Source organism: Streptomyces sp. NPDC001135 (assembly GCF_053598395.1).
Genome location: NZ_JBSFKD010000001.1, coordinates 330,208 through 356,273, shown reverse-complemented (window position 1 = coordinate 356,273; position 26,066 = coordinate 330,208). Strand labels below are relative to the sequence as shown.

General features: G+C 70.8%; 26 protein-coding genes and 1 pseudogene. 14 read left to right on the top strand and 13 right to left on the bottom strand.

What is annotated here, in order from left to right; genetic code table 11:
- The first annotated feature begins 40 nt into the window (after nt 1–40).
- Nucleotides 41–1,264, top strand: a complete 1,224-nt coding sequence (locus ACWC94_RS01800) for a cytochrome P450 (RefSeq protein WP_450794362.1) — start codon at nt 41–43, stop codon at nt 1,262–1,264.
- A gap of 108 nt (nt 1,265–1,372) precedes the next feature.
- Here ACWC94_RS01800 and ACWC94_RS01795 read toward each other — a convergent pair whose 3' ends face one another.
- Nucleotides 1,373–2,836, bottom strand: a complete 1,464-nt coding sequence (locus ACWC94_RS01795; protein WP_450794361.1) for an MFS transporter — start codon at nt 2,834–2,836, stop codon at nt 1,373–1,375.
- Between the two features lie 181 nt (nt 2,837–3,017).
- Between ACWC94_RS01795 and ACWC94_RS01790 the strand changes: the two genes are divergently transcribed.
- Together ACWC94_RS01790 and ACWC94_RS01785 are read left to right on the top strand one after the other, a co-directional pair.
- The gene (locus tag ACWC94_RS01790) at nt 3,018–3,341 is read left to right on the top strand and encodes a 2Fe-2S iron-sulfur cluster-binding protein (protein WP_450794360.1); all 324 of its coding nucleotides are present in this window, start codon (nt 3,018–3,020) and stop codon (nt 3,339–3,341) included.
- Entirely contained in the window at nt 3,341–4,636 is a 1,296-nt protein-coding gene (locus ACWC94_RS01785; protein WP_450794359.1) for an NAD(P)/FAD-dependent oxidoreductase, read from the top strand. The genes ACWC94_RS01790 and ACWC94_RS01785 overlap by 1 nt, the downstream gene beginning before the upstream one ends.
- Nucleotides 4,637–4,741: 105 nt before the next feature.
- Here the strand turns inward: ACWC94_RS01785 and ACWC94_RS01780 are convergent, their stop codons facing one another.
- Nucleotides 4,742–5,167 (bottom strand): hypothetical protein, encoded by a 426-nt coding sequence (locus ACWC94_RS01780; protein WP_450794358.1) that lies wholly within the window; start codon nt 5,165–5,167, stop codon nt 4,742–4,744.
- A 186-nt stretch (nt 5,168–5,353) separates the two neighbouring features.
- Between ACWC94_RS01780 and ACWC94_RS01775 the strand changes: the two genes are divergently transcribed.
- Nucleotides 5,354–6,475 carry an epoxide hydrolase family protein gene (locus ACWC94_RS01775; protein ID WP_450794357.1) on the top strand — a complete coding sequence of 374 codons (1,122 nt, stop codon included), beginning with the start codon at nt 5,354–5,356 and terminating at the stop codon, nt 6,473–6,475.
- Between the two features lie 8 nt (nt 6,476–6,483).
- Nucleotides 6,484–7,611 (top strand): winged helix DNA-binding domain-containing protein, encoded by a 1,128-nt coding sequence (locus ACWC94_RS01770; RefSeq protein ID WP_450794356.1) that lies wholly within the window; start codon nt 6,484–6,486, stop codon nt 7,609–7,611.
- A 96-nt stretch (nt 7,612–7,707) separates the two neighbouring features.
- Here ACWC94_RS01770 and ACWC94_RS01765 read toward each other — a convergent pair whose 3' ends face one another.
- From ACWC94_RS01765 to ACWC94_RS01755, 3 genes are all read right to left on the bottom strand, one after another.
- Nucleotides 7,708–9,165, bottom strand: a complete 1,458-nt coding sequence (locus tag ACWC94_RS01765; RefSeq protein ID WP_450794355.1) for an MFS transporter — start codon at nt 9,163–9,165, stop codon at nt 7,708–7,710.
- Nucleotides 9,155–10,630 carry an alpha/beta fold hydrolase gene (locus ACWC94_RS01760; RefSeq protein ID WP_450794354.1) on the bottom strand — a complete coding sequence of 492 codons (1,476 nt, stop codon included), beginning with the start codon at nt 10,628–10,630 and terminating at the stop codon, nt 9,155–9,157. Before ACWC94_RS01760 ends, ACWC94_RS01765 begins: the two co-directional genes overlap by 11 nt.
- 82 nt (nt 10,631–10,712) lie before the next feature.
- On the bottom strand, nt 10,713–11,741 hold the full coding sequence (locus ACWC94_RS01755) for a zinc-binding dehydrogenase (RefSeq protein ID WP_450794353.1): 1,029 nt from the start codon (nt 11,739–11,741) through the stop codon (nt 10,713–10,715).
- A gap of 203 nt (nt 11,742–11,944) precedes the next feature.
- Between ACWC94_RS01755 and rfbB the strand changes: the two genes are divergently transcribed.
- Together rfbB and ACWC94_RS01745 are read left to right on the top strand one after the other, a co-directional pair.
- Entirely contained in the window at nt 11,945–12,925 is a 981-nt protein-coding gene (rfbB, locus tag ACWC94_RS01750; RefSeq protein WP_450794352.1) for a dTDP-glucose 4,6-dehydratase, read from the top strand.
- A gap of 92 nt (nt 12,926–13,017) precedes the next feature.
- Nucleotides 13,018–13,332 (top strand): antibiotic biosynthesis monooxygenase family protein, encoded by a 315-nt coding sequence (locus ACWC94_RS01745; protein ID WP_450794351.1) that lies wholly within the window; start codon nt 13,018–13,020, stop codon nt 13,330–13,332.
- An 85-nt stretch (nt 13,333–13,417) separates the two neighbouring features.
- Here ACWC94_RS01745 and ACWC94_RS01740 read toward each other — a convergent pair whose 3' ends face one another.
- From ACWC94_RS01740 to ACWC94_RS01715, 6 genes are all read right to left on the bottom strand, one after another.
- Entirely contained in the window at nt 13,418–14,506 is a 1,089-nt protein-coding gene (locus tag ACWC94_RS01740) for a DegT/DnrJ/EryC1/StrS family aminotransferase (RefSeq protein WP_450794350.1), read from the bottom strand.
- Nucleotides 14,507–14,544: 38 nt separating this feature from the next.
- Nucleotides 14,545–14,997 (bottom strand): nuclear transport factor 2 family protein, encoded by a 453-nt coding sequence (locus tag ACWC94_RS01735; RefSeq protein ID WP_450794349.1) that lies wholly within the window; start codon nt 14,995–14,997, stop codon nt 14,545–14,547.
- A gap of 25 nt (nt 14,998–15,022) precedes the next feature.
- The gene (locus tag ACWC94_RS01730; RefSeq protein WP_450794348.1) at nt 15,023–16,198 is read right to left on the bottom strand and encodes a macrolide family glycosyltransferase; all 1,176 of its coding nucleotides are present in this window, start codon (nt 16,196–16,198) and stop codon (nt 15,023–15,025) included.
- Nucleotides 16,199–16,248: 50 nt separating this feature from the next.
- Nucleotides 16,249–16,851: a dTDP-4-dehydrorhamnose 3,5-epimerase family protein gene (locus ACWC94_RS01725; protein WP_450794347.1), complete on the bottom strand. Its 603-nt coding sequence runs from the start codon at nt 16,849–16,851 to the stop codon at nt 16,249–16,251.
- 12 nt (nt 16,852–16,863) lie between these two features.
- Nucleotides 16,864–17,775 (bottom strand): glucose-1-phosphate thymidylyltransferase RfbA, encoded by a 912-nt coding sequence (gene rfbA / locus ACWC94_RS01720; protein ID WP_450794346.1) that lies wholly within the window; start codon nt 17,773–17,775, stop codon nt 16,864–16,866.
- 522 nt (nt 17,776–18,297) lie between these two features.
- A complete protein-coding gene (locus ACWC94_RS01715; RefSeq protein ID WP_450794345.1) occupies nt 18,298–18,783 on the bottom strand; it encodes an SRPBCC family protein in 486 nt (161 codons plus the stop codon).
- A gap of 261 nt (nt 18,784–19,044) precedes the next feature.
- On the opposite strand from ACWC94_RS01715, the gene ACWC94_RS01710 reads away from it, so the two are divergent.
- Nucleotides 19,045–19,830: an SDR family NAD(P)-dependent oxidoreductase gene (locus ACWC94_RS01710; RefSeq protein WP_450794344.1), complete on the top strand. Its 786-nt coding sequence runs from the start codon at nt 19,045–19,047 to the stop codon at nt 19,828–19,830.
- A gap of 144 nt (nt 19,831–19,974) precedes the next feature.
- Nucleotides 19,975–20,892, top strand: a complete 918-nt coding sequence (locus ACWC94_RS01705) for an MBL fold metallo-hydrolase (protein ID WP_450794343.1) — start codon at nt 19,975–19,977, stop codon at nt 20,890–20,892.
- A gap of 108 nt (nt 20,893–21,000) precedes the next feature.
- Here the strand turns inward: ACWC94_RS01705 and ACWC94_RS01700 are convergent, their stop codons facing one another.
- Complete coding sequence (locus tag ACWC94_RS01700) at nt 21,001–21,465, bottom strand: nuclear transport factor 2 family protein (protein WP_450794342.1); 465 nt, start codon at nt 21,463–21,465, stop codon at nt 21,001–21,003.
- A gap of 217 nt (nt 21,466–21,682) precedes the next feature.
- Here ACWC94_RS01700 and ACWC94_RS01695 point away from each other — a divergent pair, with 217 nt between their 5' ends.
- Nucleotides 21,683–22,516, top strand: a complete 834-nt coding sequence (locus tag ACWC94_RS01695) for a slipin family protein (RefSeq protein ID WP_450794341.1) — start codon at nt 21,683–21,685, stop codon at nt 22,514–22,516.
- Here the strand turns inward: ACWC94_RS01695 and ACWC94_RS01690 are convergent.
- Nucleotides 22,467–22,892, bottom strand: a pseudogene (locus tag ACWC94_RS01690) (MFS transporter); the annotation flags it as partial. The gene ACWC94_RS01695 and the pseudogene ACWC94_RS01690 sit on opposite strands and share 50 nt — an antisense overlap.
- Between ACWC94_RS01690 and ACWC94_RS01685 the strand changes: the two are divergent.
- From ACWC94_RS01685 to ACWC94_RS01670, 4 genes are all read left to right on the top strand, one after another.
- Nucleotides 22,852–23,019 (top strand): hypothetical protein, encoded by a 168-nt coding sequence (locus tag ACWC94_RS01685; protein WP_450794340.1) that lies wholly within the window; start codon nt 22,852–22,854, stop codon nt 23,017–23,019. The pseudogene ACWC94_RS01690 and the gene ACWC94_RS01685 overlap by 41 nt on opposite strands.
- Nucleotides 23,020–23,139: 120 nt before the next feature.
- Nucleotides 23,140–24,078 (top strand): ABC transporter ATP-binding protein, encoded by a 939-nt coding sequence (locus ACWC94_RS01680; protein ID WP_450794339.1) that lies wholly within the window; start codon nt 23,140–23,142, stop codon nt 24,076–24,078.
- Nucleotides 24,078–24,800 carry an ABC transporter permease gene (locus ACWC94_RS01675; RefSeq protein WP_450794600.1) on the top strand — a complete coding sequence of 241 codons (723 nt, stop codon included), beginning with the start codon at nt 24,078–24,080 and terminating at the stop codon, nt 24,798–24,800. The genes ACWC94_RS01680 and ACWC94_RS01675 overlap by 1 nt, the downstream gene beginning before the upstream one ends.
- Before the next feature lie 121 nt (nt 24,801–24,921).
- Complete coding sequence (locus ACWC94_RS01670; RefSeq protein ID WP_450794338.1) at nt 24,922–26,055, top strand: sensor histidine kinase; 1,134 nt, start codon at nt 24,922–24,924, stop codon at nt 26,053–26,055.
- Nucleotides 26,056–26,066 lie beyond the last annotated feature (11 nt).

Here is a 26,066-nt window from a genome sequence, read left to right as displayed (position 1 = left end):
CACTTTCCGTACGCATTCACCCACGGCGAGAGGAACCACTGTGACCACCAGCGCCACCGAGGCGGACGCACCGGCCGAGGAACAGACCTTCCCTTACGCGCGCACCTGCCCCTTCACACCGCCCACCGAGTACGCGGAGATGGTGGACAAGGACGTGTCCCAGGTCACCCTGACCGGGTCGGGTCTGCGCATATGGACGATCACCGGCTATCAGACCATCCGTGAGCTGCTCACCGATCCGCGGGTGAGTGCCTCGCGCAGGCACGACAACTTCCCGTTCTATTTCGTCGCCCCGCCCGAGTACCGCACCGAGACGTCCTTCATCGGCTACGACGGCAAGGAGCACAGCTCCACCCGGCGCAAGGCGGCGCTGACGTTCACCAACCGGCAGGTGCAGCGGCTTCGGCCGCGGGTCGAGGAGATCGTCGACGAGCACCTCGACAAGCTCCTGGCGCTGGAGCCGCCGGCCGACTTCCACCGGGTGTTCTCCCTCGCCGTTCCGATGACGGTGATCTGCGAGCTGCTCGGCATCCCCCAGGACCAGCACGACTTCTTCATCAAGCACGGTACGGCGCTGCTCGGCGGGCACAGCTCCACCGAGGAGCGGCAGGCGGCGATCGTCGAGGTCAACGCCTACGTCGAGGAGTTGATCCAGCTCAAGCGGCGCGAGCCGGGCGAGGACCTGCTCAGCCGGGCGATGGCCGACTACGAGGAGTCCGGCGAGGAGTACACCGACCGGGATCTCTTCAACATGGTGCGGCTGCTGATGAACGGCGGCCACGAGACCACCGCCAGCCAGATCTCGCTGGGCACCGCCGCCCTCCTGGAGCACCCGGACCAGCTGCAACTCCTGCTCGACGACCCGTCGTTGGTGAAGTCGGCCGTCGAGGAGCTGGTGCGCTACGCCACCATCGGTGACACGGCCGTGCCGCGCGTCGCCCTCGAGGACATCGAGATCGGCGGCCAGGTCATCCGCAAGGGGGACGGCATCCTGTGCCTGGGGCTCGCCGCCAACCGCGACCCCGAGGTCTTCCCCGAGCCGCAGAAGCTCGACATCACCCGCGGCAGCCGCAAGCACCTGGGATTCGGGCACGGGGTGCACCACTGCATCGGCGCGGACCTCGCCCGGCTGGAACTGCAGATCGTGTGGAGCAAGCTGTTCCAGCGGATTCCCACCCTCCGGCTGGCCAAGCCGTTCCTGGAGATCCCGCGCAAGGAGGGCGCCGTGATCTACGGACTGTGGGAGCTGCCGGTCGTCTGGTGACGCCCCCCCACGGCGGGACAGAGGCGGAACCCGGCGCGGCCCCGGTGATGCGGAGGGGCCCCGGTACCGATCGGTACCGGGGCCCCTCCGTGCTGTCCGCGCCCCTCCTCACGAGGCCGGTGTCCCGGCGGTACGGGAGCGCCGCCCCGGCACCGCGAGCGCGGCGAGCAGGCCGGCGGCGGCGAACGCGGCGGCTCCGTACAGCGCGAGGCCGTAACCGGAGGCGAGTGCGTGGGCGGAGGCCGCCGCGCCCTGCCCGGACGCCCGGTCGACGCGGTGCGCGGAGAGGGCCGCGAGGGTCACCAGGCCCAGCGCGCTGCCCAGCTGGCGGGTGGTGTTGAGCAGCCCGGAGGCGAGCCCTGCCTGATGGGCGGGCAGGTCGGCGGTGGCCGCGTTGGTCGTCGCGTTGAGCACCGCGCCCATGCCGAAGCCGAGCAGGACGACGGGGCCCAGCACATCGGTGACGAAGCCGGCGCCCGCGTCGATGCGCGCCAGCCACAGCAGGCCGAGGCAGGACGTCGCCAGGCCCGTGAGCAGCACGGGACGCGCACCGGTGCGCGGGATCAGCGAGGACACCCCCCAGCCGCCGAGCGCGATGCCCGCCGTCAGCGGCAGATAGCTCAGCCCGGTGCGCACCGGGCTGTAGCCGAGCACTTGCTGCAGCAGGAGCGTGAAGAAGTAGAAGGTGCTGAAGAGCGCCGCGATACCGAAGAAGGCGACCAGGTTGGCGGCGGCGACCGCACGGACGCGGAAGATGCCGAGGGGCACCAGCGGATGGCGTGCGAACCGCGTCTGGATGAGCAGGAACAGGGCGAGCAGCACCGTGCCCCCGCCGAACGGCACCAGGACCGGGACGGAGCCCCAGCCGTGTGCGTGCGTCTCGGCGACGGCCCAGACCACCGCCATCAGGCCGAGGGTGACGGTGAGCGCACCGGGCACGTCGAGGCCGGGGCGCGGTCCGCGGCGGGCCGGTCCCGAGGGCACCACCGAGGCCGCGGTTGCCAGCAGGACGATGCCGATGGGCACGTTGACCAGGAGGATCCAGCGCCAGGACAGCCACTCGGTGATGACCCCGCCGGCCAGCACCCCGATCGCGCCCGCCGCCCCCGACACCCCGCTCCACCAGCCGAACGCCTTGGCACGCGCCTCGGCCCCGGTGAACGTGGTGCTGAGCACGGTCAGCGTCGTGGGCGCCATGACGGCGGCGCCCAGACCCTGGAAGGCCCGGGCCGTGATCAGTGTCGCCGGGCTGTCCGCCGCGCCTCCGACGGCGCTGGCGAGGGTGAACACAGTGGCGCCGGCCAGCAGGATCCTGCGCTGCCCGAACAGGTCGGCGAGCCGGCCGCCGAGCAGCAGGAAGCCGCAGACGACGACGGTGTACGCGTTGTTGACCAGCTGCAGGTTGTGCCGGTCGAAGCGGAGGTCGGCGGCGATGGCGGGCAGCGCCACATTGACCACCGAGGCGTCCAGGACGTTCATGAACTGGCCCAGGCAGCAGACGGCGAGGACGAGACCGAGCCGGTGGGGGACGGCGGTGGGCGGCGCGGCGCCCTGCACGGTGGAAGCAGTCATACCGCCACGCTGCGCCGCGGCGATCGACCGGTGATCGCAGCCCGGTCGAGCCGCGCGGAGCTGCCTGAGGACCGCTCAAGGGCTCCTCTAGACGGAGTGGTCACAGTCCTCTTCCGTACGCGGGCGAGGCCGGATTCCGTACCCCCCGCGGGGCGGTACGACATTCCACGAGGAGAGCTCCATGGCCAAGATCACCTACAAGCACCCGAACGGCACCACCACCGTCGTCGACGCCCAGGCACCCAACACGGTCATGCGGGTCGCGAAGCTGAACAACATCGACGGCATCGAGGCCCAGTGCGGCGGCTCCGCACAGTGCGGGACCTGCCACGTCTATGTGGACGACGACAACGCCGTACCCCTGCCGCCGATGGATTCCGTCGAGGACGACGTCCTGTACGGAACGGCGTGCCCGCGCCGGGACTCGAGCCGTCTGAGCTGCCAGCTGCCGGTCACCGAGGCCCTCGACGGGCTCGTGGTGCATCTGCCCGAGGCGCAGAGCTGATGGCCGCCCGCGGAGTCGTCGTCATCGGCGCGGGTCAGGGCGGCCTCGACACGGCGGCCGCGCTGCGCGCCAAGGGGTACGGCGGACCGGTCACCCTGGTCGGCGACGAGCCCGTGCCGCCCTACCACCGGCCGCCTCTGTCCAAGGGCTTCCTGACCGGCACCACCGCACACGCGGACCTGCCCCTGCGCCCCGAGTCGTTCTTCGAGGCGCAGGGCATCTCCTGCGTTTCCGGTGACCGCGCGGAGCGCCTCGACCTCGACGGGCAGCGCGTCGAGCTGGCGTCGGGGACCGTCCTCGCCTACGACAGGCTGGTCCTGGCCACCGGCGCCAGGGCCCGGGTCCTCCCCCTGCCCGGTGCGGACCTGAGCGGGGTGCTCACGCTGCGCAGCCTTGCCGACGCCGAGACGCTGCGGGGGCATCTCGACGGGCCGCCGCGCCACGTCTGTGTGATCGGCGCCGGGTTCGTCGGGCTCGAACTGGCCGCCACCGCCCTCACCCTGGGGCACAAGGTGACGGTGGTCGAGGTCCAGTCACGCCCCCTCGCCCGCGCGCTCACCCCGCAGATGTCGGCGTGGCTCGCCGGACGGCACCGGGAGCGCGGGGTACGCCTCCTGCTCGGCCAGGAGGTGGCCGCCCTGCACGGCCGCGCCGACGGCCACGTCGAGGTCATGGAACTGCGCGACGGCCGCAGGCTGCCCGCCGACCTGGTGGTCGTGGGCGCCGGCGCCCTGCCGAACACCCGGCTCGCCGCCGACGCGGGGCTCCTCGTCGGTGACGGCGTCATCGTCGACCGGTGGCTGCGGACGAGCGACAGGGCCGTCCACGCGATCGGCGACTGCGCCCGCTTCCCCGACCCGCGCTCGGGGCGTCACATCCGTCTCGAGTCGGTGCAGAACGCGTCCGACCAGGCCCGGTACGTGGCTGCCGAGATCTGCGGCGAGAGCGCGCCGTACACCGCGGTCCCCTGGTTCTGGTCCGAGCAGTACGAGCTGCGGCTGCAGATGGCCGGGCTGACCGCGGGCCACGACGAGACGGTCACCGTCGGCGATCCCGACGGGGCCCGTTTCTCGGTGCTCTGCTTCCTTCAGGGGCGGCTGATCGGCGTCGAGTCGGTCGGCCGGCCGGCCGATCACGGCATCGCGCGGCGGCTTCTCGCCACGGGCACGGGGCCCTCCCCCGCCGAGGCACGCACCCCCGGGTTCGACCTGAAGGCGTTCGTCGCCGGGTCGCGTCCGAACGGCTCGGCACCGGCACACGTGCCGGGTCCGGACAGGCTGTCCACACCCGCCTGACGCGGAGAACGCCGATACGGAAAATGCCTTTCGGCCGGGGTGACGAGACGCTCTGAGCGTCTGGTCACCCCGGCCGAAAGGCACTTCTCAGCCGACAACCGCGCGTTAACGGCTGCAGTACGCCGGCGGGGTGGCGGTCCCACGGACGGCTATGACCTTGGCGGTCACGGCTCCTTGCTTGTTGCCGCTCAGGTCGTAGATGGTCGAGACTCCGGAGCTGTTGAACTGGTCGTCGCCGGACTGGGTGGCGTACTGGTTGATGTAGACCCAGCCGGTCTGTGTGCCGTGGCCGTCGGACAGGGGCTCCTTGATGCGGTAGTTGAAGGCGTTCGGCCCGGTCGGCCTCCAGGTGCCCACGCTCGTGCCGCCGTCGCTGATCAGGCAGGCCCTCCCACTGCGGGTGAAGAACATCTGGACGTAGTCCGTGGCGCCCGGTCGGGTCACTGTGGATTCCCAGCTCCCCACGGGAGTGGTGACCCTGATTTCCTCGCCCTGCGCCGACGCGGGCAGCGCGACGATCAGTGCACTCATGGCGGCCGCCGTAGCGGCTATCGGCAGTTTCCTCATGCGGGGAAGAATGACCGAAATACCTCTAGTGCTACTAGAGAACCAATGCATCGTCCCCTGCGGGGGCGACGGGGCTCGACCCCTGCTGTAGCGCGCTTCCCTAGCCTCGAAGTCCGTGCAACCGTTCCGCTTCGACCAGGAGGTTCTCGTATGACTGCGGACGTCACACCGTTCCGGATCGAGGTACCGGAGAGCGAACTGCGTGATCTGCGCCGGCGCCTCGCGGAGACCCGCTGGCCGGATGCCGAAACGGTCGACGACTGGTCACAGGGGCCCACGCTCGCCTACATGAAGGAGCTGTGCTCGTACTGGCAGCACCACTACGACTGGCGGGCGACCGAGGCGCGGCTGAACTCCCTTCCCCAGTACCGGACCACGATCGACGGCCTCGGGGTGCACTTTCTGCACGTGCGCTCGCCGCACCCCGACGCCACGCCGCTGCTGCTCACCCACGGGTGGCCCAGCAGTGTCGTCGAGTACCTCGACATCATCGACCTGCTCATCGACCCGCCGGACCCGGCCGACGCCTTCCACGTGGTCTGCCCGTCCCTGCCCGGCCACGGCTTCAGCGACAGGCCCGACGGCACCGGCTGGTCCGTGGGCCGGACCGCGTCGGCCTGGGCCGCCCTGATGGACCGGCTCGGATACAGCCGCTACGGCGCCCACGGCGGGGACTGGGGCTCATGGATCAGCGCGGCCCTCGGCAGCACCGACCCCGAGCACCTCGCCGGAATCCATCTGACGATGCCGCTGGCGCAGGCCCCCCGGAAGGAGGTGGAGCTCGACGCACGCGACCAGGCGGCCATGGCCCGGATGAAGAGCTTCGGCGAGAGCCGCTCGGGATACGCGGTGATCCAGTCCACCCGGCCGCAGGCCATCGGCTACGGGCTGACCGACTCCCCCAGCGGCCAACTGGGCTGGGTCGTCGACCGGTTCTGGAGCTGGGCCGACCACGACGGCGACCTCGAGAAGGCCGTGTCCCGGGACCGTCTGCTCGACACGGTGATGATGTACTGGCTGACCCGGACCGCCACGTCGTCCGGCCGACTGTTCTGGGAGAGCTTCGGCAAGGAGCCCATGAACCCCACCTCGGTGCCCACCGGTTGCTCCGTCTTCCCCAAGGACGCCTGGCTTCCCCGGGCCTGGGCGCGGGAGCGCTTCACGGACCTGCGCCACTGGCGGGACCTCGACAGTGGCGGTCACTTCCCGGCCCTGGAGAAGCCGGCCGTTCTCGCGGACGAACTACGCACGTTCTTCCGCCTCGTGCGCTGAGGAGCCACATGCCCACACGATCCACCGCAAGAGCCGGCGGGACACTGAGCCGCGAAGCTCTGAACCGGGCCTTCCTGGACCGGCAGATGCTGTTACGCCGCGGGACCCTGTCCGTGCCGGAGGCGATCGAGCACCTCGTGGGCCTGCAGGCGCAGGCCCCGACACCGCCCTACTACGGACTGTGGACCCGGCTGACGGACTTCCGGCAGGACGAGCTGGCCACCCTGCTCACCAGCCGGGAGGCGGTCCGCATCGCCCTGATGCGGGGAACCGTGCATCTGGTCACCGCCCGCGACTGCCTGGCGATCCGTCCCTGGGTGCAGCCCTTCATGGAGCGCTCCTTGCGCACCACCTTCGGCAAGGAGCTGGGCGACCTCGACCTCGGTGAACTCGCCGCCGCGGGACGGGAACTCGTCGAGGAGGAGCCGCGTACCACCGCGGACCTCGGCAAGCTCCTCCAGGAGAGGTGGCCCGACCGCACGGCCGCCACCCTCGTCAACGCGGTCCGTGCGCTGCTGCCACTGGTCCAGGTCCCGCCCCGGGGGATCTGGGGGGCGAGCGGGCAGACCACCTACGCCACCGCACAGGGGTGGCTGGGTGCGCCGCTGGAGCCCGAGTCCGCTCCCGACCGCCAGGTCCTGCGCTATCTCGCGGCCTTCGGCCCCGCCTCGGTCAAGGACATCCAGGCGTGGTCGGGCCTGACCCGGTTGCGTGAGGTGACCGAGCGGCTCCGGCCCCGTCTGGTGACCTTCCGGGACTCCTCGGGTGCGGAGCTGTTCGACCTGCCCGACGCCCCCCGCCCGGATCCGGACACCCCGGCCCCCGTGCGCTACCTGGCCCCGTACGACAACGCGATCCTCTCGCACGCCGACCGCACGCGGATCATCAGTGACGAGGACCGCAGGGCGATCGCGACGAAGAACGCCGTCATTCCCGGCACCATCCTGGTGGACGGGTTCGTCCACGGGGTCTGGCGGATCGAACAGGAGCGCTCGGCCGCCACGTTGCGGGTGCAGCCCTTCAGACCGCTGCCGGCGGCCCGGCGCGCGGAGCTGGAGGAGGAGGGCGCCCGGCTTCTCGCCTTCGCCGCCGACGGCGCCGAGACCCACGACGTGCGGGTGGCTGCCGTCGTGTGAGGCCGCCGGAGCCACGTACGCGGACGGCACGCGGGAACGGGAAAGGGCCGCGGGGACATCACTGCCCCGCGGCCCTTTCCCTACGACGGTCCACCGTCACCTGCGGGCCTTCGGAGCCGCGAGCGCGATGAGCACGCTCGCCGCCAGGACCCCGGCGGTGACGAGGAAGGCCAGCTCGTAGCCGCTGGACAGGGCGTGGGCGCGCGCCGCGGCATCCGCGGGGTTCACGCTCTTCATCGCCTTCGCGGTGTGGGAGTTGGCGACGGCCACGAGGATCGCGAGGCCGACGGCACTGCCCAGCGTCTGGTTGGTGTTGAGCAGACCGGAGGCGAGCCCCTGCTGGCTGTCCGGCACCTCCGCGGTCGCCGCGTTGGCCGTGCCGGTGATGAGCAGGCCGAGGCCGATGCCGAAGACGACGGTCGGGCCCAGCAGGTCGGCGGCGAAGGTGGCCGTCTCGTCCGCCTGGCCCAGCCACAGCAGGCCTGCCGCGGCCAGCGCCAGACCGACAAGGAGCACCGGGCGGGGCCCGGTCTTGGCCACCACGGCCGAGCAGCCGCCGGCACCGACGAAGGTCGCCAGGGAGACCGGCAGGTAGGCGACGCCGGTGTGCAGGGCGCTGTACCCCAGGACGATCTGGAGCTGCAGTGTCATGAAGTAGAAGGTGCTGAGCATGGCCGCGCCGGACACGAACGCCACCGCGTTCGCCACGCTGACCGAACGGCTCCGGAAGATGCTCAGTGGCATGATCGGCTGCTTGGCCAGCTTCGCCTGGTCCACCAGGAAGAAGGCGAGAAGCACCGCACCGGCGGTCAGGGCCGTCACGATCCGGGGTGCCCCCCAGCCGTACCGCTCGCCCTCGGCGATGCCGTAGACGAGGACCGCGAGTCCCAGGGTCACGGACAGCGCGCCGGCGATGTCCAGCCGGCGGCGGGCGTCCGGGTCACGTGACTCGGCGACCGCCGAGGCCACCATGTACATGAGGATCGCGCCCAGGGGGATGTTGACCAGGAGCACCCAACGCCAGGACAGCCATTCGACGATGACGCCACCGGCGAGGACGCCGATCGCGCCGCCGCTGCCCGCCGCCGCACCCCACAGCCCGAACGCCTTGGCGCGTTCCTTGGGTTCGACGAACGCGGTGCTCAGCACGGAGAGGGTGGCGGGGGCGATGATCGCGGCACCGACACCCTGCGCGGCACGGGCCGCGATCAGCCATCCCGAGTTGACCGCGACCCCGCCCAGGAGGCTGGCCACCGTGAACAGCGCGATCCCGGTCAGGAAGAGCCGCCGGCGGCCGAAGAGGTCGGCCATGCGTCCGGCGAGGAGGAGCAGCCCGGCGAACGGGATCATGAACGCGTTGAGCACCCACTGCAGGCTGTTCTGGTCGAACGACAGGTCGTGCTGGACCGCCGGCAGGGCGACGTTCATGATCGAGCCGTCGAGCACGACGACGAGCTGGCTGAGACAGCAGGCGGCCAGGACCAGACCCGGCCTGGCCGGGCGGACCCGGTCCGCGTGCACGAGCCCGGAGGGCTGCATCGCTTCAGTTTCCATGAGGGGCGTTCCTCGTTCCGTCGGGGACGATGTCAGGGGCGATGTCAGGGCGGGGCTCACCGGGGCAGGTGACGCGCTCGGGCGGCAGAACCCCGTTGACGAGGTAGTCGTTGACGAGACGGTCCACGTGCTCGTTGCCGGACAGGCCGTAGATCTCGTGACCGCCGGAGTCGACGACGGTGATCAGGTGGTGCCCCAGGCGCTCCGCCATCGCGAGACCGCCGGGATGGTGGTCCAGGGGGTCACCGTCCGCCTGGACGATGAGACCGGTGGGGTAACCGGCACGCCGGACGCGGGTGGCGGGCTCCGGGGGGACCACGGTCCGGAAGGTGCCCACCCACGGCTGGGCGCGCATCACCCCGAATCCGTAGGGGCAGCGTTCCCGGAGGTCCCGCATGTCCCGGTAGTAGATCTCCAGATCCGTCGGCCACAGGGTCTCGCAGGTCACCGCTTCGAGCACGGCTTCCCGCAGTTCCCCCGCCGCGTGTCCGGGCCGCCATTTGACCTGGCCGCCGAGCAGGGTCCGGACCCGGTCCGTGTCCCCCGCCTCGGCGGCAGCACCCAACTCCGAGACCAGATCGGCCAGTTCCGCCCACTTGGGGCGGACGGGGCTGAGATTGCCGACCGCGCCGTCGAAGGAGGTGCGCGCCGCCGCGCTGCCCGACATCGCGGCGAGCGCGGCGGCCGTCTTCTCGACGCTCTCCAGGACCAGGTCGGGGGTGGTGCCCAGGGCGAAGCGTGTGTGCCGCTCGGCGGTCCAGTCCGCCCACTTGTCGACGTTCTCCCGCACCGCGTCGGCCTGCGACTTGAACTGCCGGCGCCAGTCCCAGTCCGGGTGCACACAGGAATCCAGGACACTGCGGTCCAGCCGGTCGCCGAACATGGTGCCGTAGACGGCTCCGAGGAGGGTGCCGTAGGCCCAGCCGACGAAGCTGATCCGCGGTTCGCCGAGGACCTCACGGATCAGGTCCATGTCGCGGGCGTTGTTGCGGGTGGTGATGTGGCGGCGCAGTTCGCCGCCGGCCCGCACACAGCCCTGGTCGCGCTCCCGCATGTCGGCGGTGATGGCGGCGAACGCGGAGTCCGGCGGGCGGGAGTCGAACGCGGTGGTCGTCGGGCTGTTCTCCCCCTCGATGCGGGTGGAGGCGCCGGTACCGCGCGGGTCGAAGCCGACCAGGTCGTAGATCTCGTGCAGGGGGGTCCGGCCCAGCCGGGCCGGCAGGAGCCGCCCCAGGCCGCCGTCCCCGCCCGGGCCGCCGTTCAGGGACAGGAGCGTTCCCCGCCGCCGGCCGGGGTCGCTCGCCCGGAGCCGGCTGATCGCGAGGGAGATGCGCGGACCGGCCGGATCGGCGTAGTCGAGGGGGGCCTCGAGGAAGGCGAATTCAAGACCGTCGTCCGAGGTACTCGGAGACCAATCGGGCTGCTGCGTGAAGAAGTCGCGCAGCCCTCCCGTTTCCAGTGTCATGTACGACATGCTCGGTCGGCTTCCTCGAGGGGAGCTGGAACCTGCCCGGAGGGAGTTCGGGCCCCCCGGGCAGGCCGCGTCATCAGCTCTCGGAGAGCTTCACCACGACATTGCCCTGGTACTTGCCGCCCAGCAGATTGAGCAGGCCGGCGGGGGCCTCGGAAAGCCCGCCCTTGATGGTCGTCTGCGGCAGGACGAACTTGCCTTCCTTGAGCCACTGGCTGAAGTGCTGGTGCCACGCCCAGATCTGCTCCGGCGTGTGGTACGTGGCGTACGGCCGCAGGACGATCTGGCGGACGATCGCCGTCATGATGTCCAGGCGCGGGAACGCGCCCTCGCTGTCGCCGACCTGCCCGGACAGCGCGCCGCACAGCGCGAAGCGGGCGTCCTGGGCCGCGACCTGGACGGCGGCCTCGAACTGCTCGCCGCCGACCGTGTCGAAGAAGACGTTGATGCCGTCGGGAGCCAGCTCCCGCAGGCGGTCCACCACCGGGCCGTCGTGGTAGTCGAAGGCCGCGTCGTAGCCGAGCTCGTTGACCAGGTACTCGACCTTGGCCTTGCTCCCGGCGCTGCCGATCACCCGCTTCGCGCCCCGGCACTTGGCGATCTGGCCGGCCAGCGAACCGACACCGCCGGCCGCACCGGACACGTAGACCACGTCCGACTCGCCGACCTCGGCGATGTCCACGATGCCGTGGTAGGCGGTCGGTCCCTGCGTCAGGTAGTACTCCGGTGCCGGGTACAGGGTGGGGTCGGCCTTGTAGTACTGGCCGGCGGGCCCGACGGAGTACTCGGCCCACCCGTCCATGTTCTGCACGAGGTCGCCGACCGCGAGGTCCGGGCTGTTCGACTGCACGACGGTGCCGATGCCGCCGCCCCACAGGCGCTGACCGACCTGGTAGGGGGGCATCGGGAGATCAGGGCTGGGGGTCATCAGATCCTGCATGACCGCGGTCAGCTGCATGAAGTCGTTGCGGACGACGACCTCTCCGTCGCCCGGCTCAGCAAGGTCGGCCTCCACGACGTCGAAGTGGTCCAGCGTGAGCGGGCCCTCCAGATGCTTGGCGAGGCGGACTTCCAGGCTCTTCGCTGGAATCTTGGGGGTGATCATGCCGATCTCCTTCTTGGGGGTCGGGGTCCAGCATCCTCCTGTGGCCTCGAGTCGTACTCGAGAACACAGGGGCCCACGTGCTCCACCTCTGCTGCACAGGGGTTCGAGTCCGCCGCCACACGCTGTGCGCCGTCCGGACCGGAACGAGGAGGTAACCCGACCATGAAGGCGCAGTTCCACGTACGGGAAGAGGTGACCGCCCGATGAGCGTTCTGGTGACGGGCGGCGCGGGATTCATCGGTTCGCACTACGTACGCACCCTGCTCGCCGGCGGCTACCCCGGCCGGGACGGTGCCGAGGTCACGGTCCTCGACAAGCTCACCTACGCGGGCAACCTGGCCAACCTGCCGGCAGGACACCCACGGCTCACCTTCGTCCGCGGCGACGTCTGCGACCTCCCGCTGCTGCTCGAGGTGCTCCCCGGGCACGACGAGGTGGTGCACTTCGCCGCCGAGTCGCACGTGGACCGCTCACTCGACGCGGCGGCGGACTTCGTCCGCACCAATGTGCTCGGCACCCAGACCCTCCTCGAAGCGTGCGTGCGCACCGGTGTGCGGCGGGTCGTGCACGTGTCCACCGACGAGGTGTACGGGACCATCGACGAAGGGGCGTGGACGGAGGAGTGGCCGCTGGCCCCCAACTCCCCCTACGCGGCGTCGAAGGCGGGCGCGGACCTGATCGCGCGGTCCTACGGACGCACCCACGGCCTCGACGTCCGCATCACCCGGTGCTCCAACAACTACGGCCCGTACCAGCACGTCGAGAAGCTGATCCCACGCTTCATCACCGGTCTGCTGAACGGGGAAGACGTTCCGCTGTACGGCGACGGTGGCAACGTCCGCGAATGGCTGCACGTCCACGACCACTGCCGAGCCATCCAGCTCGTGCTGGACAAGGGCAGGCCCGGGGAGATCTACAACATCGGCAGCGGCAACGCACTCACGAACCGCCAGATGGCCGACCGGCTGCTCACGCTCATCGGCGCCGAGCCGGGCCTGGTACGCCGGGTCACCGACCGCAAGGGCCATGACCTGCGGTACGCCCTCGACGACACCAAGATCCGCGAGGAGTTGGGGTACGAGCCGACGGTCCCGTTCGCACAGGGCCTCGCGGAGAACGTCGCCTGGTACCGGGACAACCCGGGCTGGTGGAAGCCCCTGCGGGAGACCGGTTCGAACAACTGACTACAGCCGTATTCCAGAGCCCGCCGAGCACCGTCCCCGAAGCTGCTGCGCGACAGGACGCCGCGCGCAGGCGCGACCGAGGAGGACACACGATGACACAGGACAAGCCGGACGGCCCGATCACCTTCGTCAACCAGTTCACGCTCACCGGGGCGCCGGAGGCGTTCGAGAAGGCGTTCAGCGACACCGCGGAGTTCTTCCGGAAACAGCCCGGACTGCTGACGTACACGCTGCACCAGCACGTGGACGACCCGAACAAGTACGTCAACATCGCCCGGTGGACCGATGCCCGGGCGCTGCGGACGGCCGTCCAGGACCCGGACTTTCCCGCCCACGCCGCCGCCCTGCGCGCGAACGCGACCAGCGTGTCCAACACCTACGTGGAGCGGTTCGGGTACACCGCCTGAGACCGTCCGCCGTCGCCGGCCACAGCGAGGAGGCGGGGAGCCGATCGGCTCCCCGCCTCCTCGTGTGCGTGCCGTCCGGCGAGGGTCACCAGCCGGCCTTGACGGTCCGCACGATGTGCGCCCGGTCCTCGTCCGACACCCACCAGCCGACCGGCAGGGCGATCTGGCGCCCGGCGACGCTGTCGAGCCCGGGCAGGACCGCCCGGTAGTCCCGGGTGGCGCCGTAGACGTCGTTGCGCTCGTGGACCTCGCTCGTGGCGATTCCGGCCTCTTTCATGCGCAGGACGAAGGCGTCGCGGTTGTCCACTTTGATGGAGTAGTACCAGAACGACGGATTGCGGTCGGGGGCCCGCTCCGTCAGCTCCAGACCGTCCACCCCGGCCAGTTCGGCGTCGTAGAACGCCGCGTTCTCGCGGTGCCGTGCGACCAGGTCGTCGACGATCCCGAGGTTCGCCAGGCCGATGGCCGCGTTGATGTCGTTCATGTTGAACTTGAAGCCGTACTCGGGGATGTCGTTCTTGAACCGGGCCGCGCCACCGTCGCGGTCGATGCCGTACCAGCGCAGCAGACGGGCCCGGGCCAGCAGCTCGTCGTCGGGCAGCACGATCAGTCCGCCGTCACCGGTCGTGAGGTGCTTGATCGCCTGGAAGCTGTAGACGGCGATGTTGCCGTGCCCGCCGAGCGGGACGCCCTTGTAGGTGGCGCCCCACGCGTCGGCACAGTCCTCGATGACCCGGGGCCGGACACCGTGGACGCGTTCGGCCCGGTCGAGGATGCGGGCCAGTCGGTCCAGGTCGACGGGGTAGCCGCCCCAGTGCACCAGGACGATCGCCCGTGTCGCGGGGGTGATCTTCCTGGCCAGGTCGTCGAGGTCCAGGTTCAGGGTCGCCGGGTCGGTGTCCACCCACCGGATGCGCATCCCGTTCGCCATGATCGGCCAGTTGGTCGCCGTGCAGGTCAGCGCGGTGGCCAGGACCTCGCCGTCCCGACCCGCCTCCGTCGCGACCAGGTGCAGGGCCAGGTGCAGCCCGGACGTGGCACTGTTGACGGTCAGGATCCGGGGGTTGTCCAGCCGGTCGGCCAGAGCGCGTTCGAACTCGTCGACCTTCGCGCCCTGACCGATGTAGCCGCTGTCCAGAACCTTGCCGACCAGCGCCGACGCCTTCTCGGACATCGCCACTTTGAAGAGGGGGATCATGCGGTGCGCCCGGCCTACTTGTATTCGCCGTCGGTCTCGACGAAGCGCTTGCGCACGAGCCAGGACCCGTCGACGCGGACCAGCTCGTCGTCACAGAGGGTGTGGTGGCGGAAGTGCACCTCGCCGCTCAGCAGCGTGCGGTCGGGGGTCACGTACACCATGACGTAGCTCTGCGCGCGGTAGGTGTCCTCGCCGATCTGCTCGACGGTCAGCTGCCCGAGCCAGTGCCGCAGGACGAGACCCTCGTGCTTGGCGGTCTGCATCTCGATCGCCTTGACGAGTATCTCCCGGCCGACCAGGGGCTCGGGCATGTCGGCGGCCTGGAAGACGCCGTCCGGGGTGAAGGTGCGCGCCCACTGCTCGCCGTCACCGCGGTCGAGGATCTTGAGCTGCACCGCGTAGAACTGCTGGATCTCCAGGTACAGGTCGCCCGGGACGAGCTCGGTGGTCAGGTCGTGCGTGTTCATGGGTTTCTCCCGTTGAGTCGGCCGGTCACTTCGACACGGCGTCGAGGTGACCGAGGATCGTGTCGGCCGCGCGCGGCGCGCCGCCGGCCTTCTGCATGTGCCGGCGCATGGCGCGCAGGTTCGCCTGCACGGTCTCGTCGGCGGCGACCGCCAGGACGGCCTCGCGGATGGTCTCGGCGGTGACGTCCTCGGGGGCCAGGACACGGCCGAGACCCAGCTCGCCGGTCCGCGCGGCGATCATCTCCGAGTCGCCGTTGTGCGGTACGGACACCAGGGGCACCCCCGCGTACAGGGCGTTCATGGTGTTGCCCGCGCCGCCGTGGCACACGAACGCGCCGGCGTGCTCGAGCACCGCCTGCAGGGTCAGCCAGGCGTGGATCTCCGCGTTGGGGGGCAGTTCGCCCACCGCCTCCAGGTCCACACCGGGGCCCGCGGCGATCACCACGTGCCACGGCAGCCCGTCGAACGCCTTGGCGCACATCGCGAAGAACTCGGGCTGGGTGTTGAAGGTCGTACCCAGGGAGATCAGCACCACGGGGTGGTCGGTGGACGGCCGCCAGGTGCCCTTGAGGTCGCTGTCCCGCAACGGGATTCCGACGAACGTGTACCGGTCCTCGGGGAAGGAGTCGGCGTCGGACTGGAACTCGCGCGGCATGAACGAGATGTTGCAGGGCGCGTCCTCCATCAGCTCGTCCAGCGGGACGTCCTGCAGCCCGTGTGCGTCGGCGAACGCGCGCAGTTCGCGTGTCAGGTCGCCGAACATCCCCTCGGCTGCGCCCTGTGCCTCGGAGAAGTACTGGTGGGAGGCCAGGACCGGATAGAGCTGGATACCCGGCACGCCGAGCTTGCGCGCCATCACACGGCCGAGGAACTGCATCGAGATGTCGTAGACGAGGCAGTCCGGCAGATCGTCACCGAAGTGGGCCTCCAGCGACGGCGCCGTGGCGGCCGCCTCCCGGACCGCGCCGAGCAGCACGCGGGCCAGCCAGTCCTCCGCGCCGGTCGGCGCGATCGTCCGCGGGTCGAGGGTCGTGGTGTAGGGGATGACCTCGGCGCCGGTCGAGGCGATGCGCTCGGCGAAGCCGTCGGCGGCCAGGTAGCTGACCCTGTGGCCGCGCCTGACCAGCTCCTCGACCACGCCCAGCGTCGGCGTGACGTGACCGGCGGCGGGGATGTTCAGGAAGGCGATGTGCCTCTTCATGGGTACTCCTGTTTCTGATGTCGTCGACTCACTCGCGGATGACCGCCGCGTCATCCGCGCGGCCCGACCGGTGTCCTGACGCCGAGGTCCGCGTACCGCGGCAGCACGCCGAGGGCCTCCGTCTCCGCCAGCGTCGGCGCGGTCCGGTCCTTGTCGGACAGGACGACGTCGTCCAGGGCGGGCCACGGCAGGGCGAGCCTCGGGTCCAACGGGTTGATCGAGATCGTCTTCCCGGGGGTGTAGACGTTGTCGCACAGGTACGTGACCACCGCGGTGTCACTGACCGCCGCGAACCCGTGGCCGAGCCCTTCGGGGATGTACACGGCGTGCCGCTGCTCGTCGTCGAGCGGGATCGCGAGGGACGCGCCGTAGGTGGGCGAGCCCACGCGGACGTCGACGACGACGTCGACGATCGCGCCGCTCACGCACGTCACGTACTTCGCCTCACCCGGCGGGGCCGCCGTGAGGTGGATACCGCGGATCGTGCCGCGCCGGGAGACCGAGCAGTTGACCTGGGCCACGTCCATCGGACGGCCGGTCGCCGCGGACAGCCGGTGGCCGACGAACAGTTCCAGGAACGTACCGCGCGGGTCGCCGAACATCCGCGGCCTGACGAGGTGGACGCCCTCGATGCCGAGCTCTTCGAAGTTCATCAGGTCTCCTTGTCACCCGAGGGCGCCGGCGCCGACCGGGACCGGCAGCCGGATCTCTTCGGCGGCGTCGAGCAGCCCGATCAGGTACGCCCCGTAACCGCTGGACAGGAGCGGTTGCGCGAGCTCGCGGAGCCGGTCGTTGCTGATGAGCCCGTTGCGCCAGGCCGCCTCCTCGACGCAGCCGATCTTCAGTCCCTGCCGTTCCTCGACCACCCGGACGAACTCCGACGCCTGCACCAAGGAGGCGAAGGTCCCGGTGTCGAGCCACGAGGTGCCGCGGTCGAGCATGGTGAAAGTGAGCTCACCGCGGCGCAGGTACGCCTGGTTCACCCCGGTGATCTCCAACTCGCCGCGCGCACTGGGGCGCAGGGACCTGGCGATGTCGACCACGCGGTTGTCGTAGAAGTAGAGCCCCGGGACCACGTAGCGCGATTTCGGGTGCGCGGGTTTCTCCTCGAGGGAGAGGACCCGCCCTTCGCGGTCGAATTCCAGGACACCGAAGTCCCCCGGGTTCGCCACCGGATAGGCGAAGACGTGGCCGCCGCGCGGGGAGGAGTGCGCCTTCAGCTTCTCCCCGAGGCCGACGCCGTGGAAGATGTTGTCGCCGAGGACGAGTGCCACCGGCTCGTCACCGATGAAGTCCGCGCCGATCAGAAACGCCTGCGCGATGCCCCCGGGCCTGGGCTGCGTCGCGTACTCGATCCGCAGGCCCAGGTGCGCGCCGTCACCCAGCAGCCGTTCGAAGGAGTTCCGGTCGGACGGCGTCGTGATGACGAGGATCTCCCGCACGCCCGCCAGCACCAGAGTGGACAGAGGGTAGTAAATCATCGGCTTGTCGAACACCGGCATGAGCTGTTTCGACACAGCCTGGGTGATCGGCCACAGGCGGGAGCCGGTCCCGCCGGCCAGGATGATTCCTCGCATGTCCCGGAAGCTAGGACCGGCGGCTGGAGGGCCGATCGAGGCCGAGTGGGGGCTTTCCCAGCCGCGCGCTCAACGGGCCGGGGGCGGGACGGGGGCAGGACGGGGTCCACCGCGGTGTGACGTCCACGGGGGGACCGCCGTCCCGTACGCGCGGCCCGTGGCCGGCGGCCGACGGTCGGCGGTGGGCAGTCGGCAGTCGGCGGTGGACAGTCGACGGTTGGAAGTCGGCAGTCGGCGGTGGACAGTCGGCAGTCGGCAGTCGGCAGTCGGCAGTCGGCAGTCGGCAGTCGGCAGTCGGCAGTCGGCAGTCGGCAGGAGTGTCACACCGCACCCGCGGCCGAGCGGACAGCCGACGGGCCCCGTCGATCGGGCCGACCGTACGCCCGCGCAGCCGGCGCCCGCGCAGCCGGCGGGCGCGCGGCAGACCCCAGCCGCCATGGCCTGGAACGGCACATGGCGGCTGGGGTCTTCGGGCCGGGAGCCGCGTCCCGTCAGCGGCTGTCCGGCGGGCTCGGCGGCTCCTCACACGCCTCGCGCGACCGCGTCCGCGAAGCGCTCCAGGGTCTCCCCCGGGCTCGGCCCGTCCAGGGCGCGGAAGATCCGCTCGGCGCCCTCGCCGTGCCGGTGCAGCTTGACGTGGGCGAGGGACACCTTGGTGTGCCCGGCGTCGACGGGCTCGAAGTCGACCTCGATCTCGCTGGCCCGCTCGTCGTCGGTGATGGACTGCCAGTTGCCGTCGATCCGCCAGGTCATGACGAGCCTGCGGCCCGGCTCCCACTCGAGGATCCTGCCCCAGGCGATCTCGGTGCCGGCCACGTCCCACTCGTAGTAGCGGCCGCCCACTCCGGGCTCGAAGGCGAGCCCGGCCCGCTCCTGCTTGACCAGCACGTGGGAGGGCGGCCACCACTCCGCCGGCTGTTCGGTGAACACGCGGAAGCAGTCCGCCGCGCTGGCCTCGACGGTCACCGACTTGCGTACGTCGGGGATGGTCTGCGTCTGTTCGGGCACGGGTCCTCCTCGTCACGGGTCTGCGCGGGTGCGCTCACGTTGGCGCGCGGGGCTCGACGGGTGCCGGACCGGTGGTAGTGCCGCGGTAGGGGGGTGCCCCGCGGTGTCGTCCGGCGTCCGCCGCGCCGTCGTGGCCGGTCGCGCAGTTCCCGCGCCCCTTGGGGGCGCTTTGGCAGTCGCTCCGGCAAGAGGCGACCGGCGTCCTAGGCCCCCCGGTCACCGTCGTCCCGTTCGGGCCCCACGACCTCTTGGGAGAGCACGATGACAGAAGCGGGACGACGGGTTGCCTTCGTCACCGGCGCGACCAGCGGGATCGGCCTCGCCGTGACCGAGCTGCTGGCCCGGCAGGGCGCGGCCGTGTTCGGGGTGGCGCGCGGCGAGGAGAGCGTCCGTACGGTGGTGAAGCGGCTGCGTGAGGAGGGCCTGGAGGTCTCCGGCACGGTCTGCGACGTCACCTCCAGTGAGCAGGTGAAGGCCGCTGTCGAGGCGGCGGTGGCCGCTTACGGGCGGATCGACATCCTCGTCAACAACGCGGGCCGGGGCGGCGGCGGTGTCACCGCGGAGCTGCCGGACGCGCTGTGGCTCGACGTGATCGACACCAACCTCAACGGGACGTTCCGGGTGACCCGCGAGGTGCTGAGCACCGGCCGGATGCGGGACGGCGACTGGGGCCGGATCATCAACATCGCCTCCACCGGCGGCAAGCAGGGCGTGGAGCTGGCCGCCCCGTACTCCGCGTCCAAGCACGGCGTGGTCGGCTTCACCAAGGCCGTGGGCAAGGAGCTGGCCCAGACCGGCATCACGGTCAACGCGGTGTGCCCCGGCTACGTCGAGACGCCGATGGCCCAGCGGGTCCGGCAGGGCTACGCCGACCACTACGGCGTCAGCGAGCAGGACATCCAGGAGAAGTTCAACGCGAAGATCCCGCTGGGCCGTTACTCCACCCCCGAGGAGGTGGCCGGTCTGGTCGGCTATCTCGCCTCGGACACCGCCGCCTCCATCACCGCCCAGGCGCTCAACGTCTGCGGGGGCCTGGGCAACTACTGATCCCCACCGACCGAGAGACGGAGTCTGCACGATGACCGACACCGGTGGCACACCGCTCACCGAACCCACGACCGACGACACCCTCGTCATGGCCCTCGGCAGTCCGGCCTCAGCGCCTCTCGTCCGGGACGGGGGCAGGGCCGCATGAGCGCTCCGGTCCAGGCGGCGCCGTCGCTGGAGCGGGTGGCGGACGGCGTGTACGCGTATGTGCAGCCCGGCGGCGGATGGTGCGTGAACAACGCGGGGCTGGTGGTCGGCGAGGACTGCGCGGTCCTCGTCGACACGGCGGCCACGGAGGCCCGTACCCGGCGGTTGCGCGAGGCCGTCGAGCGGGTCGTGCCCGGCGGGGTGGACTTCGTGGTCAACACCCACTTCCACGGCGACCACACCTTCGGCAACGGCCAGTTCACCCCCCGGGCCCGGGTCGTCGCCCATGCCGGGACGCGGGCGGACAGCGCGGAGGCGGGGCTGCATCTGCGCGGACTGTGGCCGCAGGTGGAGTGGGGCGAGACACCGCTGACCCTGCCGTCGCTCACCTTCGAGGACACGCTGACGCTGCACACGGGCGGCGCGCGGGCCGAGCTGCTCCATGTGGGGCCGGCGCACACCGCGAACGACGTGGTGGTGTGGGTGCCCGAGCGGGCGGTGCTGTTCACCGGCGACGTCGTGTGGTCGGGGGTCACCCCGTACGTCCTGATGGGCTCGGTCAGCGGTTCGCTGGAGGCACTGCGCCGGCTGCGCGCGCTGGGGCCGCGCACGGTGGTCCCCGGGCACGGACCGGTGGGCGGACCGGAGTTGCTGGACTTCACGGAGGCGTATCTGCGGCTGCTGGACCGCCTGGCCGAGGACGGCCTGCGGGACGGCCTGTCCCCGCTGGAGGCCGCGGAGCGCGCCGACCTCGGCGAGTTCGCCGCCCTGGTCGACGCCGAGCGGCTGGTGGGCAATCTGCACCGGGCCTACGCCGAGCGGCAGGGCCTGGCCCCGGGCGCCCGGCTCGACGTGGTGGCGTCCTTCAAGGAGATGGTCGCCTTCCACGGCGGCCCGCCCGCCTGCCACGCCTGAACCGCCCGGACAGCACGACACAGCAGGCGGGGATGCGCCGGACGACGTACGACCGTCCGGCGCATCCCCGCCTCTCGTTCCCGCTCCGGGCCTCGGCCGACGGGGGCCTCAGCCGGCGTGCACGGGCGGCTCCACGGGGGTGTCGCGGTGGATCACCCGGCGCCTGGTGTACAGGACCCCGTCCCGGCGCACCAGTTCGTCCTCGACGGTGAAGGTCGGCTCGAAGGCGACGTTGCCCTCGCGGTCGGTCTGGGTGACGAGCGAGTAGTACGACACGTGCAGGGTGTCCTCGTCGACCGGGTCGGCCTCGATCAGCACGTGGTCGAACCAGTGCCGTACCGCGATGTCGCGGTAGCGGGGCAGGGCGGCCCGCATCCCCGCGAGCATCTCCTCACGCCCGCGCTGCACGTGCCCGCCCGCGTGCACGACCTCCCCGTCCTCGGTGAAGGTGGCGGCGAACCCCTCGATGTCCAGGGCGTCGACCCGGCGCATCTGCCATGCGTAGAACGTCCGGACCTCGGCGTAGACCTCCCCGGAGACCTGCGCATACGTATTCCTGACCGCCTGGGACACGGCGTCTCCCCTCAGTGACAACGGCCACCCGACTCCGGCGGCCCGACTACCCCCACGCTGCCCGCTCCCGCTCCAGGCCCGCTGGAGGCCCGGTCAGCCGGTCGCCGAGCTTTCTTTACGCTTCCCTGACGCCGCGCCCGCATCCACCGGCCCCCGCCAGGATGTCCTCCCCGTTGTCCTGTACCGGACGAAGGAACGCGTCGGAGATGGGAGTGCCATGGAAGGCACCGTCGTCGCAGTGGTCGTCGTAGTACTGCTCCTGCTGTTCGTGCTGAAGAGCGGGATGCGGGTCGTCAACCAGGTGGAGCGCGGGGTGGTGTTCCGCTGGGGGAAGGCGCTGCCGAGTCACCGGCAGCCCGGCGTCACCTTCCTCATCCCGTTCGCCGACCGGATGCGCAAGGTGAACGTGCAGGTCGTGACGATGCCGGTGCCCACGCAGGAGGGCATCACCCGGGACAACGTGTCGGTGAAGGTCGACGCCGTCGTCTACTTCCGGGTGACCGACCCGGTGCGTGCGGCCATCGAGGTCCAGGACTACGTCTTCGCGGTCGGCCAGGTCGCCCAGTCCTCGCTGCGCTCCATCATCGGCAAGAGCGACCTCGACGACCTCCTGTCCGACCGGGAGCGGCTGCACGAGGGACTGGCCCTGATGATCGACAGCCCGGCCGCCGGCTGGGGCATCCACATCGACCGCGTCGAGATCAAGGACGTCCAGCTGCCGGAGTCGCTGAAGCGGTCCATGTCCCGTCAGGCCGAGGCCGAGCGGGAGCGGCGGGCCCGGGTCATCACCGCCGACGGCGAGTTCCAGGCCGCGCAGCAGCTCGCCAACGCCTCCAGGATCATGTCCGACACCCCCGAGGCCATGCAGCTGCGCCTGCTCCAGACCGTCGTGGAGGTGGCCGCCGAGAAGAACTCGACCCTCGTCATGCCCTTCCCGGTCGAACTCCTGCGCTACTTCGACCGGGCCGTCCAGAAGATCGACGCCGACCTCGACGTGCCCCGGAAGGCTCCGGCGCCGGCTCCGGCGCCGGAGGACGACGGCCGGCCGTAGCCAGCGCCGGCGTCACGCACACCGAGCCCGCCGCCATCACCGTCATCCCCACGGCGGGCGAGGTGACCTGCGCCACCGCCCCGGCCAGCGTCGCGCTCAGCCCGAGCAGCAGCAGAAGCGGGGTCGCCAGGCGGCGCCGTACGGCGGGCGGCAGCAGCCGGCCGACCGCCACGTCCCCGGTGAACATGCCGAGCGCACCACAGGCGAACAGGGTGCCGGCCGAGTGCGGCGCGTACGCCACGTACAGCGACTCGCTGCCGACGACCATTCCGTTGGGCAGCCACAGGCCCAGGTAGGTGAGACGGCGCGGGCGGGACGACCACAGCAGGGCGTTGGTGCGCCAGGCGGCCGAGGCGGAGGGACACTCGCCGGCCCGGATGGAGGCGGTCGGCCTGACCGAGCGCGCCTACGGCATTTCGCGCTTCGAAGAGGAGACGGAGGCCATCATCACGCCCCGTGCATTCCTCACCCTGGTCAACGACCGCATTCGGGTGGCCGCCTGAGCGGTCGGCACTGTCCCCCGCGCGCGTTCTCCCACCTCTCCCCAGCAGGACATTTCTCCTGCTGGGGAGAGGCTTTTCATCTCTACCAGCGCTTCGGCCGCCCTTTGTACGGTCGATGACATGACGCAGACAACCGTGCATGCCGGAGCGCCGCTGAGGTCGGGCTCAGCGGTCAGCTTCGCGCAGGTGACCAAGAGTTACGGCAATGTCCATGCCGTGGCCGGTCTGGACCTGGCGATCGACCGTGGTGAGACAGTCGCCCTGCTCGGCCCCAACGGCGCCGGCAAGTCCACCACCATCAACATGCTGCTGGGCCTGCTGTCCCACGACGGCGGTCAGATAAAGCTGTTGGGCAAGGACCCGCAGGATGCGGTACTCGCCGGTCAGGTGGGCGCGATGCTCCAGGAAGGCGGCCTGATCCCCCGGGTCACCGTCAAGGAGCTCATCGAGTTCATGCGCGGCACCTACGCCAACCCCATGCCGCTCGGCGAGGTCCTGGAGATCGCCCAGCTCACCTCGCTGGCCGACCGGAAGGTGGACAAGCTCTCCGGCGGCCAGGCGCAGCGGGTCCGCTTCGCCTTGGCCCTGGCCGGCAACCCCGAGCTGATCGTGCTCGACGAGCCCACCGCCGCCCTGGACATCCAGTCCCGCCGGGACCTGTGGCAGACCATGGCCGCCTATGCCGCGCGCGGCAACACCCTCCTCTTCTCGACCCATTACCTGGAAGAGGCGGACGAGTACGCCGAACGGATCGTCGTCATCGCCCGGGGCCGGGTCATCGCGGACGGCAGTGGCGCCGAGCTGAAGAAGAGCGTCGGCGGCAAGACCGTCAGCTTCGACCGCGGCAACTGGGACCCCGATGGCTTGGCCCGGACTCCTGGTGTCACCGGCGTCGAAGTCCGCGGCGCGCGGATCCACCTGAGCACCGACGACGCCGACCTCACCGTCACCGCCCTCGCGCAGTCCGGCGCGCTGCGCAACGTCGAGGTCACCGGCGGCGGCCTCGAGGAGGCCTTCATCTCCCTGACCAGCGGTACCAACACCAGGAGCGGTTCGTGATGTTGCTCGGATACCTTCGGCTGGAGCTGCTCCGCACCGTGCGTGACGGCGGCTTCCTGATCATGTCGCTGGCCGCACCGGTGCTGATGTACCTGCTCATCAGCCACATGGGCGGCGGCCACCCCAGCCATGCCGAGGCGGTCCACAATGTCGCCGGGATGGCGGGTTTCGGCGCCCTGGGCGCGGTGATGACCACCGCCGGCGGCATCGCCGAGGACAAGAAGGCCGGCTGGCTGCGGCAACTGCGCCTGACCCCGCTGCCCACCCTCACGGTGGTGGTCGGCCGCGGCATCGCTGCGATGTGCCTGGCGGTGCCCCCGATCCTTGCGGTCAGCCTGCTGGCCGCCGTGGTCAACGGCGTCACGATGAGCGCTGCCGAGTGGGTGGGCATGCTGGCTCTGCTGTGGGTGGGCATCGTGCCGGTCGCGATGCTGGCGCTGGGCTTCGGCTACCTGGTCGAGGGTGCCAAGGCGCACTCCGTGGGCCTCGTCTCTTACCTGCTGCTCACGGTGGTCGGTGGGCTGCTGATCGACACCGAGAACTTCCCGCACTGGCTGGCCAGGATCTCCGGCTGGACCCCGGTCAACCGTTACAAGCAGATCGCCTCCGACCTGGCTCTCGGCAACACGCTGAGCCTCACCGCGCTGGCCGTCCTGCTCGCCTGGAGTGCTGCCCTGGCCGTCTTCGCCGTCATCGGCTACCGCAAGGGCGCCACCGCCTGAACCGCCCGGACGCCGGGATCCGGCCTCATACCGGACCCGGCCCGAGATGCGATCTACTCACCGGTAGCGATGGCGAACGTCGTCCGCGAGAGACTTGGACACTGCGTTGCGTGGAAAGCCTTTGTTCTCGGAGCAGTTCGGCCTGCCAAGGGCGCCGTATGTCTTCTACCCCGCCATCGTCGTCGCGACGGGGGCCCTCTCCGACATTGTCGCCGGCCATGACGACCCGGCCTGGGAGGCCGTCGCCGGACTCCTTGCTTTGCTGGGCTGCTACCTCCTGTCCATCCGTACGGCCTTCGACGACCGGTGTGGACGGCTCATGGTCCTGCTCCCGGCGGTGGCGCTCACCGCGTTGATGGTGGTGCTGTCGCTCCGCTTCGACGAGGGCATGCTCTGGCTGTTCTGCCTGCCGGCGGTGGTGTGGAGCGTGCTGGCCAGCTGGCGGCGGTTGCTCAGCCCGACACTGGCGGTGGCGCTGGTGACCGTGTTGGCCGGGGTCATCGCCGTCAACCGTGAGGACGACCTGATCGACGCCCTCGGCATCGCTTACGCCACCCAGCTCTCCGGGATCGCTGCGGCCACCATCGTGCGGCTGTTCTCCACTGTGATGGAGCTGCGCGAGGCCCAGGAGGAGCTGGCCCTGTCCGCTGTCGCCGAGGAACGGCTGCGGTTCTCCCGGGATCTGCACGACCTGCTGGGGCACTCGATCTCGCTGATCGTCGTCAAGGCCGAGGCGGTCCGCCGGTTCGCCGACCATGACCTGGACACGGTCAAGCGGCATGCCGGCGATATCGAGGCGGTGGGCCGGACCGCGCTGGAGGAGATCCGCGAGGCGGTCTCCGGATACCGGGAGCCGACGCTCAAGGCGGAGTTGAGGGGTGCCGAACTGGCACTGGCGGATGCGGGGATAGCAGCCGTGATACGGCATGTCGGGCCGTCCCTGCCGGCCGGCGCCGACGCCCTGCTGGGCTGGGTGGTACGCGAAGGGGTCACCAATGTGATCCGGCACAGCAACGCCCGGTCCTGCCGGATCTCGGTGGAACGCGCATCCGAGTCGGTCGTCCTCAGCATCACCAACGACGGTGCCGACACCGCCGCGGGCGCCGGGCAGGGCAAGGGCTGCACGCCGGGCCATGGTCTACTGGGACTGGCCGAGCGGCTGTCCGCCGCGGGCGGCACGCTGGGCGCTGCCCCGGTGGCGGGTGGCGGCTTCCAGCTGGTGGCCACAGTGCCGGCAGCCGGAACAAAAGGGTGAAGGTGGTTCAC

Excerpts from the sequence above, each read along its gene's own strand:
- ACWC94_RS01795 (WP_450794361.1), bottom strand. The coding sequence starts at position 2,836 with ATGACTGCTTCCACCGTGCAGGGCGCCGCGCCGCCCACCGCCGTCCCC.
- ACWC94_RS01790 (WP_450794360.1), top strand. The coding sequence starts at position 3,018 with ATGGCCAAGATCACCTACAAGCACCCGAACGGCACCACCACCGTCGTC.
- ACWC94_RS01785 (WP_450794359.1), top strand. The coding sequence starts at position 3,341 with ATGGCCGCCCGCGGAGTCGTCGTCATCGGCGCGGGTCAGGGCGGCCTC.
- ACWC94_RS01780 (WP_450794358.1), bottom strand. The coding sequence starts at position 5,167 with ATGAGTGCACTGATCGTCGCGCTGCCCGCGTCGGCGCAGGGCGAGGAA.
- ACWC94_RS01775 (WP_450794357.1), top strand. The coding sequence starts at position 5,354 with ATGACTGCGGACGTCACACCGTTCCGGATCGAGGTACCGGAGAGCGAA.
- ACWC94_RS01770 (WP_450794356.1), top strand. The coding sequence starts at position 6,484 with ATGCCCACACGATCCACCGCAAGAGCCGGCGGGACACTGAGCCGCGAA.
- ACWC94_RS01765 (WP_450794355.1), bottom strand. The coding sequence starts at position 9,165 with ATGGAAACTGAAGCGATGCAGCCCTCCGGGCTCGTGCACGCGGACCGG.
- ACWC94_RS01760 (WP_450794354.1), bottom strand. The coding sequence starts at position 10,630 with ATGACACTGGAAACGGGAGGGCTGCGCGACTTCTTCACGCAGCAGCCC.
- ACWC94_RS01755 (WP_450794353.1), bottom strand. The coding sequence starts at position 11,741 with ATGATCACCCCCAAGATTCCAGCGAAGAGCCTGGAAGTCCGCCTCGCC.
- rfbB (WP_450794352.1), top strand. The coding sequence starts at position 11,945 with ATGAGCGTTCTGGTGACGGGCGGCGCGGGATTCATCGGTTCGCACTAC.
- ACWC94_RS01745 (WP_450794351.1), top strand. The coding sequence starts at position 13,018 with ATGACACAGGACAAGCCGGACGGCCCGATCACCTTCGTCAACCAGTTC.
- ACWC94_RS01740 (WP_450794350.1), bottom strand. The coding sequence starts at position 14,506 with ATGTCCGAGAAGGCGTCGGCGCTGGTCGGCAAGGTTCTGGACAGCGGC.
- ACWC94_RS01735 (WP_450794349.1), bottom strand. The coding sequence starts at position 14,997 with ATGAACACGCACGACCTGACCACCGAGCTCGTCCCGGGCGACCTGTAC.
- ACWC94_RS01730 (WP_450794348.1), bottom strand. The coding sequence starts at position 16,198 with ATGAAGAGGCACATCGCCTTCCTGAACATCCCCGCCGCCGGTCACGTC.
- ACWC94_RS01725 (WP_450794347.1), bottom strand. The coding sequence starts at position 16,851 with ATGAACTTCGAAGAGCTCGGCATCGAGGGCGTCCACCTCGTCAGGCCG.
- rfbA (WP_450794346.1), bottom strand. The coding sequence starts at position 17,775 with ATGCGAGGAATCATCCTGGCCGGCGGGACCGGCTCCCGCCTGTGGCCG.
- ACWC94_RS01710 (WP_450794344.1), top strand. The coding sequence starts at position 19,045 with ATGACAGAAGCGGGACGACGGGTTGCCTTCGTCACCGGCGCGACCAGC.
- ACWC94_RS01705 (WP_450794343.1), top strand. The coding sequence starts at position 19,975 with ATGAGCGCTCCGGTCCAGGCGGCGCCGTCGCTGGAGCGGGTGGCGGAC.
- ACWC94_RS01695 (WP_450794341.1), top strand. The coding sequence starts at position 21,683 with ATGGAAGGCACCGTCGTCGCAGTGGTCGTCGTAGTACTGCTCCTGCTG.
- ACWC94_RS01680 (WP_450794339.1), top strand. The coding sequence starts at position 23,140 with ATGACGCAGACAACCGTGCATGCCGGAGCGCCGCTGAGGTCGGGCTCA.
- ACWC94_RS01675 (WP_450794600.1), top strand. The coding sequence starts at position 24,078 with ATGTTGCTCGGATACCTTCGGCTGGAGCTGCTCCGCACCGTGCGTGAC.